Raw genomic sequence first — 17,371 nt, 5'->3', positions numbered from 1 at the left:
GCCTGTCATAAATATAAAACGGTTCACCGTTCATCATAGGATATTGCGTTGTGAAAGATGACTACATTTTAATTGTCGACGACGAGCTCCCAATTCGGGAAATGATCCATACTTCTTTAGATATGGCAGGCTTTCAATGCTTGGAAGCAGAAGATGCGAAACAAGCACATCAAATGATTGTTGATCAACGTCCAGCGCTTATCCTACTCGACTGGATGTTACCGGGTGGCGTGAGTGGCGTAGATTTGTGTCGTCGCCTTAAGCGTGATGAAACACTTTCAGAAATTCCAGTCATTATGTTGACTGCGCGTGGCGAAGAAGACCATAAAGTTCAAGGTCTTGATGCTGGAGCAGATGACTATATGACAAAACCATTTTCAACACGTGAGTTGGTATCCCGTATTAAAGCGGTGTTAAGACGTGCAAATGCGTTAAATGGCGAAAAAACCATTGATGCAAATGGCTTAATTCTTGACCCAGTAAGCCAACGTGTCAGCTATAATCAAAATATTCTTGATATGGGGCCAACAGAATATCGTCTATTGGCATTCTTTATGACTCATCCAGAACGTGCCTATACCCGTGCTCAATTACTTGATCAGGTATGGGGTGGAAATGTGTATATTGAAGACAGAACCATCGACGTCCATATCCGTCGCTTACGTAAGGTGCTCGAACCTTATGGTGCAGACCGTTATGTTCAAACTGTGCGTGGTACTGGCTATCGTTTTTCAACACGAGCTGATGTTGCTTTAGGTTAATTTAGATTTTATGTACGAACCCTACCCCGTCCCAGAATTGGCACGTGAACATCAAAAGTTTCTATATAGCAGTTTATGGACTTTTGCCAAGCAAGACTTACGTTTACTGGTATTTCTACTGATTATTGCGGGCTGTATCGGGTTAGGGATTGGCTATCTTTGGATATGCTTAGGCATTGCCTGTCTCATATTTTTTGGTATCCAATTACGCTCATTATATTTAGTCAATGATTGGATTTCGAATCGTCCTTACGATGTACCACCAAATTTAAATGGAATCTGGGGGGCATTACTGTTCAATGTATATCGGGCTCAACGCCAAGAACGTATTGTTCAGTCTGAAATGGTTGGACTGATCGATCGAACTCAATCTTCTCTCGTAGCTTTATCAGAAGCGATTATTCTTACGGATGATTCCCATCAAATCGAATGGTGGAATCCTGCTGCGGAAAAACTATTTGGGATTCAAGCTGTTGATCGTGGCCGTAACCTGCTCACGATTATTCGCCAACCTGATTTTATTGAGTATTTTCATAATACCCATCAAGCACCAGATGGTGTAAAAATTAAATTGGTGAACCATGATAATAAGTATGCGCAAATTAAACTGACTCGCTTTGGCAATGAAAGTCGCCTCTTAGTTGCGCACGACATTACCCGTATGAAAAATCTCGAGCAAATGCGTTCAGATTTTGTTGACAATATTTCACATGAATTAAGAACACCACTCACAGTGTTAAGTGGGTATATCGAAACATTCACAGATCAAGAAGATATCAATCCGCGCTGGAAACGTGCCTTTGAACAAATGCAATCGCAAACTAAACGCATGAATGCATTGGTCAATGATCTTTTGCTTTTGTCTCGTTTAGAAAATGAAAAACAAATTGCGAAAAATCAAATTATCGAAATGCCAAGTTTAATGAACCATCTGTTTGATGATGCGCAAGCTTACAATATTGATTATGGTCATACACTTAACCTTGATATAGACAGCCACTGTGACTTAATTGGTTCAGATATGGAATTGGCGAGTGCATTTAGCAACTTAATTACCAATGCCATAAAGTACACCCCGAAAGGTGGCACCATCACCATCGGCTGGCATGATGATGGAGAACGTGGCTATTTTTCTGTTCAGGATACTGGTATTGGAATTGATCCAAAACACTTACCGCGTTTAACTGAGCGTTTTTATCGTGTGGATAGTGCACGCAGTCGTCAAACAGGTGGTACTGGTTTAGGCCTTGCCATCGTTAAGCACGTACTTATGCAACATGGCGCACATATTGAAATCGAGTCGAAAGAAAACGAAGGCTCTACATTTATTGCCGTGTTTCCCAAAGAACGCTTGTATAAAATGCACGAATAAAAAAAGCGCCTTAGGCGCTTTTCTTATTCAAAAGATATACTCAAATAAGATGACCCAACGCTTCACCCATTACTACAGTTGAGTTCGCCTTAAATGCTTGGTCCCATTGCATTTTATCTTTCTCAAACAAAACTACAGCCGTTGAACCCAAATAAAAACGTCCGAGCTCATCACCTTTTTCAAGTTTCATCGCATGATGGTCCAGCTCTAAGCGACCTGTTGGTTTTACTTTACCTGTCGCAACAGTTTCAATTCCAGCAACAATCATTGCGCCAACTAAAACAACAGCCATACGACCAATATCAGTATCGAATAAACATACCATTCGTTCATTACGTGCAAACAAACCCGGAATATTTTCAGCTGTAGTTTGGTTGACTGAAAATAATTCACCTGGAATATATAAAGTTTCAGTCAATGTACCAGAATAAGGCATATGCACACGATGATAATCACGCGGTGATAAGTACACTGTTGCAAATTCACCATTTTTGAATGGTGCTGCCAATTGAGGATCACCAATTAACTTTTCAACTGAAAAGCTTTGACCTTTTGCCTGAAAAATATCGCCCTCATTGATTTTACCTAATTGTGAAATTGCACCGTCTGCAGGTGACACGACACTTTTAGGATTAGGATCAATTAAACGAACGCCTGTTTTCAAAGAGCGAGTGAAAAACTCATTAAAGGATTTAAATTTCAAGGCATTTTGTTGCTCAGCAATTGACATATCAATGCCATATTTTGCTTTAAATGCTTGAATGACAACATTCTTTAATACTGGGTTTTCACTAGCTGCGACTTTACCCACCAAACGGCTGAGTTTTTGTTGCGGGACGATTTGCTGCGCTTGAATAAATAGTTTCTTTTTTAAATTTGTCAGACTCACTCAGGTGACTCTCCAGTAATGATTGGACTGTCGAGGCGGTTGCCCCACTCGCTCCACGCACCATCATAAGCTTGGATATCCCAACCCAGTAATCGACCAATAATGTAAGCTAAACCTGAACGGTGATGAGACTGACAATATACGACGACTGGCTGATCAAATTGAAAGCCCAATTGTTCTAAACGTTGTTGCGTGCGTTCTAAGGGGTGCAATTTTAAATGATTTTGACGATTAAGTGCAGTACTCCACTCAAAATGTCTAGCCGTTGGAATATGTCCACCACGACGTGCCGCGAGACGTTGCCCGGTATACTCCTCAGCCGTTCGGCAGTCCCATACTTGGCAAGTTTTATTTTCAATTTTTTTTATTAAAGTTGAATAATCAATACGGTGTTGATCAACATTGGATGTCTTAACTTGAAAAAGACATGTGACTGGCTGAACCTCTTCAACTTCTGAAGAAGTAGGATAGTTGGCGCCTAACCATGCATGAATACCACCATTTAATAAACTGGTGTTATAAAAACCCATACAGTGTAGATTCCAGATCAGTCGACCAGCCCATGCCCCACCTTCATCATCATAGACCACGACATGATGCTCAGGTGATATGTTTAATATCTCGACTAGCTGCTGAAGCCCTTCATCATCAGGCAATAAACCCGTAGTTTGTTCCTCTTGGCGCACTAAAAATTTTGGCTTCAGATGTATAGCATGCGGAATATGTAATTGCTCATAGACCGAACTTCGGGTCAAATCAACAATACGTAACTTTTCACTTCCTAAATGAGGAACAAGTTGTTCTGCTTCAATGAGCAGACCGAAATCAAAAGCGTTAGTGGTCATATTTATTGAATAGTTCTATTGGCCTTGTTCAAATCTTAGCACAAGACTTTTTCAAAATTATTCTGATTTTTTGCATGGTATTAGCAAAAAATCAGAAAAGGGAAATTATGATTAAGGAGACTCAACATCAAATACCTGACGCAAATATGCGAGGAAGGTATCATTATCAGTCATCGTTTTTCCTGGACTATCAGAGAGTTTAGCTACCGATTGACCATTGCATTCGACTAACTTTAAAACAATATTCAAAGCAGTTTGTCCCATATCATTGGTGAGGTTAGTACCAATCCCGAAACTGACTTGGAAACGATCTTTAAAATATTGATGCAAATCCCATGCCTTCTCTAAGTTTAGACCATCACTGAAAGTGAGCATTTTAGTTTTGCTGTCAATTTTTAATTTTTTATAATGTGCGTAGGCTTTATCGCCCCACTCATATGGATCACCACTGTCATGTCGTAGACCATCAAACAATTTGGCAAAATACAAATCAAAGTCTCTTAGGAATGCATCCATACCAACAACATCTGTCAGTGCAATACCTAAATCTCCGCGATATTCCTGCACCCAAGTTTCAAGTGCAGCTTTTTGGAAATCACGTAAGCGAACATCCAGTGCTTGGAAAGCTTGTAAAAATTCATGTGCCATCGTACCAATGGGTGTAATACCCAACTGCTTTGCCAATAAAACATTACTTGTGCCACGAAAAATATGTGGTGCAGCCTTATTAAACTCTTCCACCACATGTTTCTGCCAGTCAAAACTATAGCGACGGCGTGTTCCAAAATCGGAAACAAGAAATGGTGGATCATTCGGTTGTTGACTACTTTCATAGTGTTTCAACAATTCAATTTTAGCTTTAAGACGGCGCTCTCCTTCTGCCAATACCTGCTTATCGCGAATACGACGAAAATAGAGTTCATTGACGATTGCAAGCACGAAAATTTCAAACATCATTGCTTGAACCATAGGTCCTTCGATACGAATATCTAAACGGCCTTGATCATCGATACTGGCTTTAATAAAGCGGCGCTTAAGTTGGAATAATTCTAAATAGTCTACAAAATCACTTTTAATAAAGCGTAAACTTCTTAAATATTGTAATTCATCTTCTTTAAATTTGAGCTGACACAGTAAATCTAACTGTTCGTTCAGTTCCTCTAATATATTCACGAGTGGATAGGCTGTATCTTCAAGGTTACGACAACGAAATTGATAGACACTATCCGTTTGAGGAAATTGATGTAATACCACTTGTAACATCGTGAATTTATACAAGTCAGTATCAAGTAAGGATTGAATAATGGCAGACATATTATTTTTCAGTTTTTAGCAACTTATTGCATTAAAGCACATTTTGTTGCGATTCATAGCTCGTTTTAGTAATTGTCGAAGATTATTCGACTAATTACTAAAACTTAAACTGATTATTTTTTTGTATTGTCTTGACTATATGACTCAGTCAAAGCTTTCAATGCTTTATCTTGCCCAATAACTTTTGCGAATTCTTCTGTGGTCTTGTGTCCTGTCTGTTTTGCTTGAGCATCACAATCGACCTGGCGTAATTGTTTGGCAATCGACCATTCAAGCTTAAAGATAGCACCCATCAAAGCTGTATTACCCTTATTATCACGAGCACAGCGGTCTGCGCCGTTTTCCAATAGAGTCGTTACAATATCTTGATGACCATAGTAGGTCGCCATCATTAATGGTGTAAAACCAGCATGGTTTTTAATATTGACTGGAAACCCATGTTTCAAAAATTCATGAATAACTTCTTTGTTTCCTGTTTTCGCTGCTGCAAAAAATAAGTCAATCACTTCTTTCTGATCTGATTGTTGTGAGCTACTGACAGACGTCGTTTGAGCGTGAAGCATTACTGAACTTAAACTCAGTAAAGCGATTAATAAACTATATACAATATTTTTCATTCTTCCCTCACCTGAGTTTAAATTCGATAACGAGTGCCTGTAAAACTCCCCTAGGGTTGCAGGAAAGGAATTGAGTTTTACAGGACTTTTTTGAGGTGACACCTTAGACCCTAATCACCAATTCAAGGACTAATCTTGATTAGTCTTTTAAAGCTGCCGCTTTCGCTTTAACAGTCGCTAAGTTACCGTTTACAGCTTTAGTCATACGTGTGCCGTAATCCGCATCTGCTTTATAGAAATAAGACAACATGATGTGTTTAGTTTCTGAATCTTTTACGTTACCAAGATCAGCTGCTAAGTTCATAATGAGGTCAGATTTCTCTTTAGCAGAGTATGAACGGTATAAATCACCCGCTTGCTTAAAGTTTTGCTCTTTCACACCACGTTGCTGAACTGTGCCAGAAAGTGGAGTTTCAACAGCACGTGCTTTAGGAGTCGATGGTTTTGGCTCCATACGGCTTGGTTCATAGTTCACGTTAGATGAAGTTGCACCAACATTCATATAACCATCTTGGTTATTGTTGTTCACATTTACCAATGGACGGTTTACTGGAATTTGCTGGTGATTTGCACCCAAACGGTACATTTGTGTATCAGAGTAAGAGAAGATACGACCTTGTAACAGACGGTCTTCTGATGGCTCGATACCTGGTACTAAGTTACCCGGAGCCATTGCCACTTGTTCCGTTTCTTGGAAGAAGTTTTTAGGCATACGGTTAAGCGTTAACGTACCTACTTTTGTTTCTGGTACTAAATCAGTAGGCCAGATTTTAGTTGGATCAAGTGGATCGAAATCGAAGCTATTCAAATCTTTAGGATCCAATACTTGGATATAAAGATCCCATTTCGGGAAATTGCCCGCATTGATGTTCTTATAAAGATCTTTCGTTAAGTGGTTGAAGTCTTTACCTTGTAATTCAGCAGCTTCTTTAACGTTTAGACCTTTAACACCTTGCTTAGAACGGAAGTTAAATTTAACGTATTTATATTCGCCTTTGTCGTTGTACAATTTAAATGCATGTACACCGAAACCGTCTTGTTCACGGTAGCTCGTAGGAACACCTTGGTTACCATATACATAAGTCAACATATTTGTTGCCCATGGCTGGCTAGACAAGAAGTCAAATACGCGATTAGCGTCTTGAACGTTGTCAATTGGGCTTGGTTTCATTGCGTGGATGAAGTCTGGGAACTTGATCGCATCACGAATGAAGAATACAGGCGTTTGGTTACCAACTAAATCCCAGTTACCTTCTTGAGTATAAAACTTAATTGCGAAGCCATGTGGGTCACGTAAAGTTTCTGGAGAATGCTTACCATGAATTACTGTAGAGAAGCGTAAGAATACTGGAGTTTTCGTACCTGCTTTGAAAAGTGAAGCAATAGTAAGATCTGATAAATCTTTAGTTGCAACGAATTCACCATAAGCTCCCGTACCACGTGCGTGTACAACACGCTCAGGGATACGCTCACGACCGAAACGTTGAAGTTTTTGAATCAACTGTACATCTTGTAATAATACAGAACCATTTGGACCTGCAGTGATTGAATTTTGGTTATCACCCACTGGTGCGCCGTTATCTTTTGTTAATGGTGCAGCTGATGCTGCTGTCGCAGTTGCAAGCATTGCAACCAACATTGAACGCTTAAACATCGTTTTCTCTCTCAAATTTACCTTTCCTGCACGCGTAAATTACCTTCTTTAACAAAATTGGTAAAAAGGTTAATTTTTATTATTTCAATCGCTTTATTAGATCAAAAGTATATACCCCAATTAATTATTTTTTTATCAATGACTTATGAGGATAGATGACGACTTTATCCCTTTTCTTTTTTCCAATTTGATACAATTCATTTGAATTAAAAAACATCAAACTTGGTTGAATTATGCGTGCTTTACTCCAACGCGTCCTTGAAGCAAAAGTCGTTGTGGATGGTGAGATTACTGGTCAAATCGAAAAAGGGATTTTAGTTTTTATTGGTATTGGCAAAGAAGATAACTTTGAAAAAGGTAAGAAGCTCATCGATAAGATTTTAAAATACCGTTTTTTTGATGATGACCAAGGAAAAATGGGTTGGAATCTTAGCCAAGCCGGAGGCGGATTATTATTAGTCTCGCAATTTACCCTGATGGCACAAACCCAAAAAGGTTTGCGTCCTGACTTCGGCCCTGTAATGCCGCCTCTCGAAGCAAAAGAACTGTATGAACAGTTAGTTGAATATGCAAAATCTCAGTTTGAACATGTACAAACAGGAATCTTTGCAGCGGATATGAAAGTGCATCTCATCAATGATGGTCCGGTAACCTTCAATCTTGAAGTTGAATGACTAGAAAAGCCCTCTGATGAGGGCTTTTTCTCTTGCATTTAAATACTCATTTTTAGAATCAAAACGAGAAAAGTCCGTATAGGTGCTGTATTACTTACCCGTCTTTTCTTTAATAAATTGACGAGCAAATTGTATTTTTTCTTTTACAGGTTTAGGAATTTTCGGTGGAATTAATTTAGCGACTTGGTTAAACCATACCAATAAGCTGAAATCACCTTCCATTTTAATACTGCCATTTTGCATACCCGTCATGAATGCAGTTGGATCACCTTTCATCAGGGTTTTAACACCTTGCTCGCTATCAGCAAACTGAAGTACGAAATCTGCTTTCTCTGCATCACCTGAAACAGAATCAATCTGGCCATTGTTGACTAAAATCTGACGTGCAACACCTAGATCTGTACCAATTTGAATACGGAACTCACGATCATGAATTAACTCAATAAATTTTGGACTCGTACGTGACAATTGTTTCATACGCAACGCCAAACCTAACACCAAAAGGTCTAGTGGATCTGTGCTTGCATCAACGATAGGTAATTTCACAACAGGTATTGAAGATAGTTTCATGACAATCTAAGTCCGTTTTTTTAATATCAAAAAATAATTGATTCATCCTAGCATATCTTATAAGTAAGGAAATGCAGCTTTGTTTAACAAAACGTATAGGCAAAAAAAAGGTATATCATTTTGATACACCTTTAAATATAAAATTGTTACCACGCAGTTTTGGTCTACATATCATTTGTCATGAGTAGGATTTAATCGTCCTCATATACAGGAGTGTGTTCAATATAACGACGATTTTCTAACGCCTTTTGCGCACGACTATCTTCGCGAAGTAAGAAAGCCGTTAAAGCCACCATGGCTAAGCTAATCGCTGTTAAATAACTATATGCCAAAGACATGTCAAAGACGTGTTGGACACTATAACGAATACCTTCAAGTAAACCCCAGAAGACCATACCCGCCAACATAAACCCTAGCCAATGACGATAAGGTGAAAAGAATACGGCCGCCAATGCTACAGCGATCAGAGCAAATCCGAGTATCGTTGCAAAAGTTAAAGTGACCATAAAAATCTCCGTCAAAATTTAGATGTTTCAAATACTGCCTAATGGTGTTTTACAAAAAATTAAATAACGCTTCACTTTCTTCAATGGTCTTGTTGGCGTCTATGAAAGCATTATGGTGAGTTTTTTTCAGAAAAAAAGACCTGATGCTTTTGTAAGCGACACATATTGTCGCAACATTCTTTTGTCATTACATTTTTTAAGATTAGACATTTTTCATAGAGTCAGAATCAGTCAAACTTGGCGTGTCATTACAAAAAAATACCTCGTAATTTTTTGTCAAAAACATCTTTTTTTCGATGATGACCATCTGTTTTTTCGTCTGAACTTAGCTGATTAAAATTTGTCTAAGAATGATTCACTTAGATAAAAAAAAGCGACCATTTGGTCGCCTTTTTAATAAGCTTTTTTTTTGATTTTAAGCTCGACTTAAATCTTTATCATGTACACCTAACAGGTACAGAACACCATCCAAACCAACACTTGAGATGGCTTGATTTGCATTTTGACGCACCAATGGTTTAGCACGGAATGCAACGCCCAAGCCCGCTATAGAGAGCATTGGCAAATCATTCGCACCATCACCTACTGCAATCGTTTGCTCAAGTGAAATGCCCATTTCATCCGCAATTTGGCCTAATAAAAATGCTTTACGAGCGCCATCCACAATATGCCCTTTAACTTCGCCAGTGACCTGCCCATCTTGAACATCCAAGATATTGGCATGAACTTCATCAATCCCAAGTTTTGCTTGTAAATATTCAGCGAAGTATTGGAAGCCACCAGATAAAATAGCCGTACGATAACCCAAAGATTTCAGGGTTGAAATAAGACGTTCTGCACCTTCAGTAATCGTTAAACGTTCTGCAATTTTAGGCAATACAGAAGCATCCATACCTTTCAGTAGCGCCACACGCGCACGGAAACTGCTCTGAAAGTCCAGCTCACCTTGCATAGCACGCTCAGTAATTTCTGCGACTTGTGCACCGACACCTGCTTCAATTGCAAGCTCATCAATCACTTCTTGTTCGATCAGCGTTGAATCCATATCAAAGCAAACTAAACGACGATTACGACGGTACGGCGTGTCTTCTTGTACTGCAACATCGACACTAAGGTCATTTGATAAACTTAAACATGCCGCTCGCATCGCTGCAGCATCTAACATCTGACCGCTCAAACCAAATTGCACACAAGCACGTTTTGGTTCATTTTCAAAATGATTTAACGTTGGGCGTCCAGACAAACGGGTGACTGTTTCAATATTAAAGCCTTGACTCGAAACAATATTAGTCACTGCTTGCAAATGTGCTGCAGTAAGTTCAGGTGCCAATGCTGTCACAATATATCGTGTACGCCCACCTTCTTTCACCCATTGCTCATAATCTTCTGAATCGATCGGTTTAAAGCGCACAGTAAGACCAATATCGTGTGCTAAAATCAGAATATCCTTCATGGCCAAAGCCGTTGCTGTCTGGTCTTCGGAGGCAACCACGATGCCGAGAGTCAATTGGTTATGGATAACTGCTTGTCCTACATCTAAAATTTGCAAAGAATGTACGGACAACACCTGCATCAATCGAGTAAACTGATTCGGTTGGTCAGGTCCTAAAAATGAAATAAGAATGATTTCTCGCATGAATTGACTCGGGTCTGAGCTACGAATATTGTAAGAATCATAATCGAAATTGAATTAATTTTCTTTGGAAGTTTACGTTGAATGCGCCTAGACAAGGGCTATTTGCTAGCCTGCTGATTGTAAGTTTTGCCTTGCATACCTTTTTATTGGTTATTGCAACGACACATCAATTAAATGAAAACCGTGCAAGCCAAGGTTTGCTAATGACGACTCAACTGGTCGCAGATAGCTTAACTGAACTTGAACCTGCTAATACTGTATCTCTTGCCTTATTAGCCAATCGCTATGCAACGAATCCAAGTGTTGCATATATACGTATTCTTGGCACAGGAGATCAAGTTCTCGCAACTGCAGGCTTGTCTAAGACGCGTCAGGGTGAAATCTTCGTTCGAGATGCACTACAAAATGAAAAGAAAATTGGCAGTGTGGAAATCACATTGGTTAAACCAAGTATCGGTGAAATATTAAGAACACAATGGCTGGCGATCCTCTCTTCACTCTTTATTCATGGCTTATTATGGTTGGCTTATCGTGCCATTGCTCGCCCTACGCGTAGCGAATATCTTGCGAGATTAAATAATGAGTCCCGTTTACGTCATGAAATCAAGCTGCTCACTGAAGCATTAGAACTGGAAAAGAGTCAGCCTAAACAACCTCATACGCCAGAGCAAAATAAAGAACAAGCTGCAATTACGCCAAAAGTACCGACTCTGCAGTTAGATCAGGATGCTTTATCCCTGAATATCCAATTTTATGATCCGAAACAATTAATTAATACGGTTAACAAATCTGTCTCTTTACCTTATTTTAATTTATGTCAAATTTTCTTAAATAAGAGTATCGAACTGTGTACAGCGCATTATCATTTGAATGTTGATGATATCGTTGTGAATCGTAGTTTTGATCAACAAGGCGCTGTCATCAGTATTTCTTCACTCAAGAATAACTCGATTGCTTGCATCTTAATGATTGGTTCGGTGTTTCAATTATTGTCAGAAGTACTCTATAAGCGTTACCGTGAGGATAAACGGTTCGTATTGCAAACGCGCTGTGCTGTAACCGCCCCAGTGGAGGCAATGCAACTCGATTCAGTACAAGCTGCGGAAAGACTCACACATCACCTGATTGCGAAAGAAATGGCGCTATATTTGACCCACGATCAGTTAAAGCATATTGGTGAATGCTATCAATTGGTTCCGATGCCGAATCCAACCAGTGTGTTAACACGTCACGCTTTCATGATTAATGGTATGAACGAAGCCTGTGCCGAACTCGCACAAAATATCCGTACTGAGATTTTGAAAGGCAAAGCCCAAAGCCCCTCGACAGATCGTACAATCAGCTCTTAATTAGATTAAATTTTAATAAGTAAACCAGATTTGATGCTAAGTTAAATCTGGTTTTTCTTTTTAAAAGCTCACAGTCGTGAAAAGTTAGACTAAGCGTCTAGTTTGTATACAAAATTGCTCTTTTGGTAATTTTATCTCTCTTTTCAATGTGCTATGAAGGTGTATGTTTGACTGTGTTGAATGGTACAGTCATAAGCATAGGCAAACTGACTAAAAAAGCGTTAGACTATGGCGCAACAAATTTATTCAAATGTCAGAATGACATAACAAAAAGGTGAAGGTTGATGTCGCTCAATACTGTAGAAGAACTTGTAGCAGATATCCGTGCAGGAAAAATGGTCATCCTGATGGATGATGAAGATCGTGAAAATGAAGGCGACCTCGTTATTGCTGCAACGCACGTACGACCTGAAGACATTAATTTCATGATCACGCATGCTCGTGGCTTGGTTTGCTTAACCTTAAGTCGTGAACGCTGCAAACAATTAAATTTACCGTTAATGGTTGATGCGAACGGCGCTCAACACGGGACAAACTTCACGCTTTCTATTGAAGCTGCAAATGGCATTTCTACAGGTATTTCTCCAGCAGAACGTGCGCACACGATTCAAACAGCAGTTGCGGCACATGCAAAACCAGCAGATATCGTTCAGCCAGGCCATATTTTTCCACTCATGGCACAACCAGGTGGTGTGCTCCATCGTGCAGGTCATACCGAAGCAGGTTGTGATTTAGCTCGTCTTGCAGGTCTTGAACCAGCTTCTGTGATTTGTGAAATTATCAATGAAGACGGGACTATGGCCCGTCGTGCTGACCTTGAAATTTTTGCTGAAAAACACGGTCTAAAAATTGGTACAATTGCTGATCTTATTCACTACCGTATGACCAATGAACAAACGGTAGAGCGTTTGGATCAACAAAAACTCGATACCGAGTATGGTACTTTTGATCTTTACCGTTATCGTGAAGTCGGGAATCCTGATATTCATTTGGCATTGGTTAAAGGTCAACCTGAAGAGGGTGTGACGACTGTTCGCGTTCATGGCTTCAATCCGGCGCGAGACTTATTAAAGCTTAATAAGCAAGATGGTGAAGCAGCTTGGAATTTAGATCGTGCTTTAAAAGAAATTGCTCAAAGCGATCGTGGTGTCTTGGTATGGATTGGACAACGTCAGCCGTCTGATTTAGGTCCAGCATTAGAAGCATTAACTGCGCCAAAACCAGCCAAGTCAAATGCTGCCTTATCGCAGCAATACCAAACCATTGGTGTGGGTGCACAAATTTTACGTGATTTAGGCGTACAGAAAATGAAGCTCCTGAGCTCACCCTTACGCTTCAATGCATTGTCTGGCTTTAATTTAGAAGTGGTCGAATACATCACAGCTGATCAGAGCTCTCATTCATAACTCTTATTAAATATCGAGGTTGCTATGGCGATTCGCCGTATTGAAGGTTTATTACATCTCGCGAGCGAAGATCGTTACGCGATTCTAGTTGGTCGTTTTAACAGCTTTGTTGTTGAACATTTATTAGAAGGTGCAATTGATACATTGCATCGACATGGTGTTAAAGACGATAATATCACTGTCGTTCACGCGCCAGGCGCTTGGGAACTTCCGGTTGTGGCGAAAAAACTCGCAAATTCTGGTAAGTTTGATGCTGTAATTGCACTTGGTGCAGTTATTCGCGGTAGCACTCCTCACTTTGACTTTGTTGCTGGTGAATGTGCAAAAGGCCTTGGTGTTGTTGGTTTAGAAGCTGGTTTACCTGTAATCAATGGCGTATTGACTACAGACAGCATTGAACAAGCCATCGAGCGTTCAGGTACAAAAGCAGGTAATAAAGGTGGTGAAGCTGCCTTGACTGCAATTGAAATGGTTAACTTGCTAAAGGCGATCTAAAGCATGTCGCAGACACTCCAAGCTACTTATGCAGCTAAACGCAAAGCACGTCGTTTTGCTGTACAAGGGATTTATGAATGGCAAATGAGCCACAACCCTGTGCATGAAATTGAAGCACGTACACGTGCTGAAAATGCCATGCATAAAGTGGATCTCAGCTATTATCACGAGTTGCTCACACAAGTGATTGCAAATCATGAAGCATTGGATGCGTTATTAATTCCAGTACTAGATCGTGAGATCTCGGCACTGGACGGCGTTGAATTAGCTACTTTGCGTCTTGGCGCGTATGAATTGAAAGAGCATCTTGAAATTCCATATCGCGTCGTTCTCGATGAAGCAATTGAATTGGCTAAACACTTCGGCGGTGCAGATAGTCATAAATACATCAATGGTGTATTAGACCGTTTGGCACAAAGCCTACGTGAAGCAGAAAAGCAACAAGCAAAATAAGTTGTTGTTGAAATGGCTGAGTTTTCTATTATTGACACCTATTTCAATCGACCGAGTTATTCTTCAGTCGATCTAGGTGTCGGTGATGACTCAGCCCTGCTCACCCCGCCTCCACAGCAACAATTGGTCATTTGTGCCGATACCCTCGTTGCTGGTCGACATTTCCCCATCGATACAGATCCCCATGCGATTGGATGGAAATCTGTAGCTGTGAATCTTTCAGACATTGCAGCCATGGGTGCAAAACCTCAAAGCATTCTCTTGGCATTGAGCCTACCCCAAATTGATCATCACTGGCTAAAAGGGTTTAGTCAGGGTTTGTATGATTGTTGCGATCAATTTGGAGTAAGTTTAATTGGCGGCGACACAACGCAAAGCCCACATCTCACATTATCAGTTACTGCTCTAGGCTGGGTGGATATTGGAAAAGCCGTGCCACGTTCTGGTGCTCAAGCAGGTGATTTAATCTGTGTATCAGGCACTGTCGGTGATGCTGCATTCGGATTAAAATATCCCGATCATGCTTTAAAAAAACGTCTCGATTATCCCACTCCACGTTGTGAACTCGGTCAAGCGCTTAAAGGATTGGCGCATAGTATGATTGACGTATCCGATGGTTTAGCACAAGATCTAGGACATATTCTCAAAGCATCTCATGTTGGTGCCGACCTACACTTAGATCAACTTCCACTTAGTCCTGCCTTACAAGCATTGCCCAATCAACAAAAATGGCAATTAGCTTTAGCAGGTGGTGATGATTATGAATTGTGTTTTACCATTCCTTTACCTGCCTTGGATGAATTAAAAGCTCGACACTGCGATACACCGATCACGGTGATTGGTGTCGTAAAAGAGACACAGCAATTAGATTTTTATCATCATCAACAACCACAAGAACTAGAATTACAGGGATATCAGCATTTTGCAAAAACAACCAATTAATTTTAAAACGATGACTTGGTCTGAACGTTTCATTGTTTTTTGTGGCGTTGGATTCGGTTCTGGTTTAGCGCCAAAAGCACCTGGTACTTTTGGTTCAGCTTTTGCCTTGTTGTTTATCCCTGCTTTCATGGCAATAGGTTTTTTGTATAGCACGATTGCCATAATCGTTATGTCATTGATTGGGATATATATTTGTGGAAGAGCCGCTGATATAATGCGCGTCCATGATGACGGACGAATTGTGTGGGATGAATTTGCGGGTCAATCGATCACGTTTCTCCCTTTAATCTACCTAGGTCTGATGAATTGGGTATGGCTTTTTATTGGTTTTGCACTTTTCCGTCTCTTTGATGTTTGGAAACCTTGGCCGATTCGCGTCATTGATCGTCAAGTCGACGGTGGTTTCGGCATTATGCTTGATGACCTGATCGCAGGTTTGTGGGCAGCACTTTGTATTATAATTTATCTCTATATTGATATGGCTTAAGCCAAGCTCCAAAGAAAGGATGTTGTATGTCAACCACAGTTGTTATTCTTGCTGCAGGTAAAGGGACGCGAATGCGTTCAAAACTACCAAAAGTATTACAGCCTTTAGCAGGACGTACACTCTTAGGGCATGTCATTGAAACCGCAAAAAAAATACAAGCTGAAAATATTATTACTATTTTCGGTCACGGCGGCGCTCTAGTTAAACAAGCATTTTCGACAGAAAATATTGACTGGGTTGAACAAGCTGAACAACTTGGTACAGGTCACGCTGTTCAAATGACCTTACCTGTCTTACCCAAAGATGGTATTTCTTTAATTTTATCCGGCGATGTGCCTTGTATTACAGCCGATACATTACAAAATTTACTTGAAGCAACACAATCTAAAGGTATTGGCTTAGTCACACTTACACTAGACGATGCTTCAGGTTACGGTCGTATCGTGAGAGAAAATGGTAAAATCCAAGCCATTGTTGAACATAAAGATGCTTCTGAAGCGCAACGTTTAATTCAAGAAATTAATACTGGCATTTATGCAGTAAGCAATGCCAAATTGCACGAGTGGTTGCCACGTCTGAATAATAATAATGCGCAAGGCGAATACTATTTAACAGATATCGTAGCAATGGCTATTAACGATGGACTCGAAATTGCTTCAGTTGAACCTGCTTTAGCTTTCGAAGTTGAAGGTGTAAATGATCGTGTGCAATTGGCAGCATTGGAAAGAGAATACCAAAACTACCAAGCGAAATTACTGATGCAGCAAGGTGTACATTTGATCGATCCGAGTCGTTTCGATCTCCGAGGTTCACTCAAGGTTGGTCAAGATGTACGTATCGATATCAATGTCATTATCGAAGGCGAATGTGAACTTGGTGACAATGTCGAAATCGGTGCAGGATGTGTAATTAAAAACTCCAAAATTGCTGCAGGCACGAAAGTTCAACCGTATAGCGTATTTGATTCAGCCATTGTGGGTGAGCAGACTCAAATTGGACCATTCGCACGTTTGCGTCCTGGTGCTAAATTGGCAAATGAAGTACACATTGGCAACTTTGTTGAAGTGAAAAACACCACCATTGGTTTAGGCTCTAAAGCCAATCATTTTACGTACTTAGGTGATGCCGAAGTGGGTGAAGGTTCAAATATCGGCGCGGGTACGATCACATGTAATTATGATGGTGCCAACAAGTTTAAAACGATCATTGGTGACCAAGCCTTTATTGGTTCAAACAGCTCTTTAGTCGCGCCAGTCAAAATTGGCAATGGCGCAACAGTTGGTGCTGGATCGACGATTACTCGTGATGTGGATGATCATAGTTTAGCGGTAGAACGCTCTAAACAATTTGTGAAAGACAATTATCCACGTCCACAAAAGATTAAGAATTAAGGGGATTACA

At 40.2% G+C, this 17,371-nt stretch carries 18 protein-coding genes; 10 read left to right on the top strand and 8 right to left on the bottom strand.

What is annotated here, in order from left to right; genetic code table 11:
* Window positions 1-50: 50 nt before the first annotated feature.
* Complete coding sequence (phoB, locus tag AC1M86_RS02600; protein WP_035264799.1) at window positions 51-761, top strand: phosphate regulon transcriptional regulator PhoB; 711 nt, start codon at window positions 51-53, stop codon at window positions 759-761.
* Between the two features lie 10 nt (window positions 762-771).
* Window positions 772-2,133, top strand: coding sequence for a phosphate regulon sensor histidine kinase PhoR (gene phoR / locus AC1M86_RS02595; protein WP_035264800.1), 1,362 nt, complete (start codon window positions 772-774; stop codon window positions 2,131-2,133).
* A 40-nt stretch (window positions 2,134-2,173) separates the two neighbouring features.
* Here the strand turns inward: phoR and asd are convergent, their stop codons facing one another.
* The 5 genes from asd to AC1M86_RS02570 all read right to left on the bottom strand — a co-directional run bounded on the left by asd (window position 2,174) and on the right by AC1M86_RS02570 (window position 7,452).
* A complete protein-coding gene (gene asd / locus AC1M86_RS02590; RefSeq protein WP_481607179.1) occupies window positions 2,174-3,022 on the bottom strand; it encodes an archaetidylserine decarboxylase in 849 nt (282 codons plus the stop codon).
* Window positions 3,019-3,867 (bottom strand): sulfurtransferase, encoded by an 849-nt coding sequence (locus AC1M86_RS02585; protein ID WP_481590171.1) that lies wholly within the window; start codon window positions 3,865-3,867, stop codon window positions 3,019-3,021. Before AC1M86_RS02585 ends, asd begins: the two co-directional genes overlap by 4 nt.
* Window positions 3,868-3,978: 111 nt before the next feature.
* Window positions 3,979-5,181: a nicotinate phosphoribosyltransferase gene (gene pncB, locus AC1M86_RS02580; protein ID WP_481607178.1), complete on the bottom strand. Its 1,203-nt coding sequence runs from the start codon at window positions 5,179-5,181 to the stop codon at window positions 3,979-3,981.
* Between the two features lie 113 nt (window positions 5,182-5,294).
* Window positions 5,295-5,798, bottom strand: coding sequence for an ankyrin repeat domain-containing protein (locus AC1M86_RS02575; RefSeq protein WP_481607177.1), 504 nt, complete (start codon window positions 5,796-5,798; stop codon window positions 5,295-5,297).
* Between the two features lie 139 nt (window positions 5,799-5,937).
* Window positions 5,938-7,452: a catalase gene (locus tag AC1M86_RS02570; RefSeq protein ID WP_481607176.1), complete on the bottom strand. Its 1,515-nt coding sequence runs from the start codon at window positions 7,450-7,452 to the stop codon at window positions 5,938-5,940.
* Between the two features lie 233 nt (window positions 7,453-7,685).
* Between AC1M86_RS02570 and dtd the strand changes: the two genes are divergently transcribed.
* Window positions 7,686-8,126, top strand: a complete 441-nt coding sequence (gene dtd / locus AC1M86_RS02565; RefSeq protein ID WP_481607175.1) for a D-aminoacyl-tRNA deacylase — start codon at window positions 7,686-7,688, stop codon at window positions 8,124-8,126.
* 90 nt (window positions 8,127-8,216) lie between these two features.
* Here the strand turns inward: dtd and AC1M86_RS02560 are convergent, their stop codons facing one another.
* From AC1M86_RS02560 to serB, 3 genes are all read right to left on the bottom strand, one after another.
* Complete coding sequence (locus tag AC1M86_RS02560) at window positions 8,217-8,696, bottom strand: SCP-2 sterol transfer family protein (RefSeq protein WP_035264813.1); 480 nt, start codon at window positions 8,694-8,696, stop codon at window positions 8,217-8,219.
* 191 nt (window positions 8,697-8,887) lie between these two features.
* Entirely contained in the window at window positions 8,888-9,202 is a 315-nt protein-coding gene (aciT, locus tag AC1M86_RS02555) for a ciprofloxacin tolerance protein AciT (RefSeq protein ID WP_035264816.1), read from the bottom strand.
* A gap of 415 nt (window positions 9,203-9,617) precedes the next feature.
* Entirely contained in the window at window positions 9,618-10,838 is a 1,221-nt protein-coding gene (serB, locus tag AC1M86_RS02550) for a phosphoserine phosphatase SerB (RefSeq protein WP_179999629.1), read from the bottom strand.
* A gap of 77 nt (window positions 10,839-10,915) precedes the next feature.
* Here serB and AC1M86_RS02545 point away from each other — a divergent pair, with 77 nt between their 5' ends.
* The 7 genes from AC1M86_RS02545 (at window position 10,916) to glmU (ending at window position 17,361) form a co-directional block, all read left to right on the top strand.
* Window positions 10,916-12,187, top strand: a complete 1,272-nt coding sequence (locus AC1M86_RS02545; protein WP_481607174.1) for a hypothetical protein — start codon at window positions 10,916-10,918, stop codon at window positions 12,185-12,187.
* 284 nt (window positions 12,188-12,471) lie between these two features.
* Window positions 12,472-13,593 (top strand): bifunctional 3,4-dihydroxy-2-butanone-4-phosphate synthase/GTP cyclohydrolase II, encoded by a 1,122-nt coding sequence (gene ribBA, locus AC1M86_RS02540; protein WP_035264829.1) that lies wholly within the window; start codon window positions 12,472-12,474, stop codon window positions 13,591-13,593.
* A 24-nt stretch (window positions 13,594-13,617) separates the two neighbouring features.
* The gene (gene ribH, locus AC1M86_RS02535) at window positions 13,618-14,088 is read left to right on the top strand and encodes a 6,7-dimethyl-8-ribityllumazine synthase (RefSeq protein WP_035264832.1); all 471 of its coding nucleotides are present in this window, start codon (window positions 13,618-13,620) and stop codon (window positions 14,086-14,088) included.
* A 3-nt stretch (window positions 14,089-14,091) separates the two neighbouring features.
* Complete coding sequence (gene nusB, locus AC1M86_RS02530) at window positions 14,092-14,541, top strand: transcription antitermination factor NusB (protein ID WP_035264834.1); 450 nt, start codon at window positions 14,092-14,094, stop codon at window positions 14,539-14,541.
* Window positions 14,542-14,553: 12 nt separating this feature from the next.
* Window positions 14,554-15,483 (top strand): thiamine-phosphate kinase, encoded by a 930-nt coding sequence (gene thiL / locus AC1M86_RS02525; RefSeq protein WP_481607173.1) that lies wholly within the window; start codon window positions 14,554-14,556, stop codon window positions 15,481-15,483.
* Between the two features lie 10 nt (window positions 15,484-15,493).
* Complete coding sequence (locus AC1M86_RS02520) at window positions 15,494-15,970, top strand: phosphatidylglycerophosphatase A family protein (RefSeq protein WP_081403227.1); 477 nt, start codon at window positions 15,494-15,496, stop codon at window positions 15,968-15,970.
* A 26-nt stretch (window positions 15,971-15,996) separates the two neighbouring features.
* Window positions 15,997-17,361, top strand: coding sequence for a bifunctional UDP-N-acetylglucosamine diphosphorylase/glucosamine-1-phosphate N-acetyltransferase GlmU (gene glmU, locus AC1M86_RS02515; RefSeq protein WP_481607172.1), 1,365 nt, complete (start codon window positions 15,997-15,999; stop codon window positions 17,359-17,361).
* The last annotated feature ends 10 nt before the right edge of the window (window positions 17,362-17,371 follow it).

The sequence above is a fragment of the Acinetobacter sp. ANC_7654 genome, assembly GCF_056779855.1.
Note: the sequence above shows the minus strand (reverse complement) of the source record. Positions and strands in the feature narration are given on the sequence as shown.

Excerpts from the sequence above, each read along its gene's own strand:
- phoR (WP_035264800.1), top strand. The coding sequence starts at position 772 with ATGTACGAACCCTACCCCGTCCCAGAATTGGCACGTGAACATCAAAAG.
- AC1M86_RS02585 (WP_481590171.1), bottom strand. The coding sequence starts at position 3,867 with ATGACCACTAACGCTTTTGATTTCGGTCTGCTCATTGAAGCAGAACAA.
- pncB (WP_481607178.1), bottom strand. The coding sequence starts at position 5,181 with ATGTCTGCCATTATTCAATCCTTACTTGATACTGACTTGTATAAATTC.
- AC1M86_RS02575 (WP_481607177.1), bottom strand. The coding sequence starts at position 5,798 with ATGAAAAATATTGTATATAGTTTATTAATCGCTTTACTGAGTTTAAGT.
- AC1M86_RS02570 (WP_481607176.1), bottom strand. The coding sequence starts at position 7,452 with ATGTTTAAGCGTTCAATGTTGGTTGCAATGCTTGCAACTGCGACAGCA.
- dtd (WP_481607175.1), top strand. The coding sequence starts at position 7,686 with ATGCGTGCTTTACTCCAACGCGTCCTTGAAGCAAAAGTCGTTGTGGAT.
- AC1M86_RS02560 (WP_035264813.1), bottom strand. The coding sequence starts at position 8,696 with ATGAAACTATCTTCAATACCTGTTGTGAAATTACCTATCGTTGATGCA.
- aciT (WP_035264816.1), bottom strand. The coding sequence starts at position 9,202 with ATGGTCACTTTAACTTTTGCAACGATACTCGGATTTGCTCTGATCGCT.
- serB (WP_179999629.1), bottom strand. The coding sequence starts at position 10,838 with ATGCGAGAAATCATTCTTATTTCATTTTTAGGACCTGACCAACCGAAT.
- ribBA (WP_035264829.1), top strand. The coding sequence starts at position 12,472 with ATGTCGCTCAATACTGTAGAAGAACTTGTAGCAGATATCCGTGCAGGA.
- ribH (WP_035264832.1), top strand. The coding sequence starts at position 13,618 with ATGGCGATTCGCCGTATTGAAGGTTTATTACATCTCGCGAGCGAAGAT.
- nusB (WP_035264834.1), top strand. The coding sequence starts at position 14,092 with ATGTCGCAGACACTCCAAGCTACTTATGCAGCTAAACGCAAAGCACGT.
- thiL (WP_481607173.1), top strand. The coding sequence starts at position 14,554 with ATGGCTGAGTTTTCTATTATTGACACCTATTTCAATCGACCGAGTTAT.
- AC1M86_RS02520 (WP_081403227.1), top strand. The coding sequence starts at position 15,494 with ATGACTTGGTCTGAACGTTTCATTGTTTTTTGTGGCGTTGGATTCGGT.
- glmU (WP_481607172.1), top strand. The coding sequence starts at position 15,997 with ATGTCAACCACAGTTGTTATTCTTGCTGCAGGTAAAGGGACGCGAATG.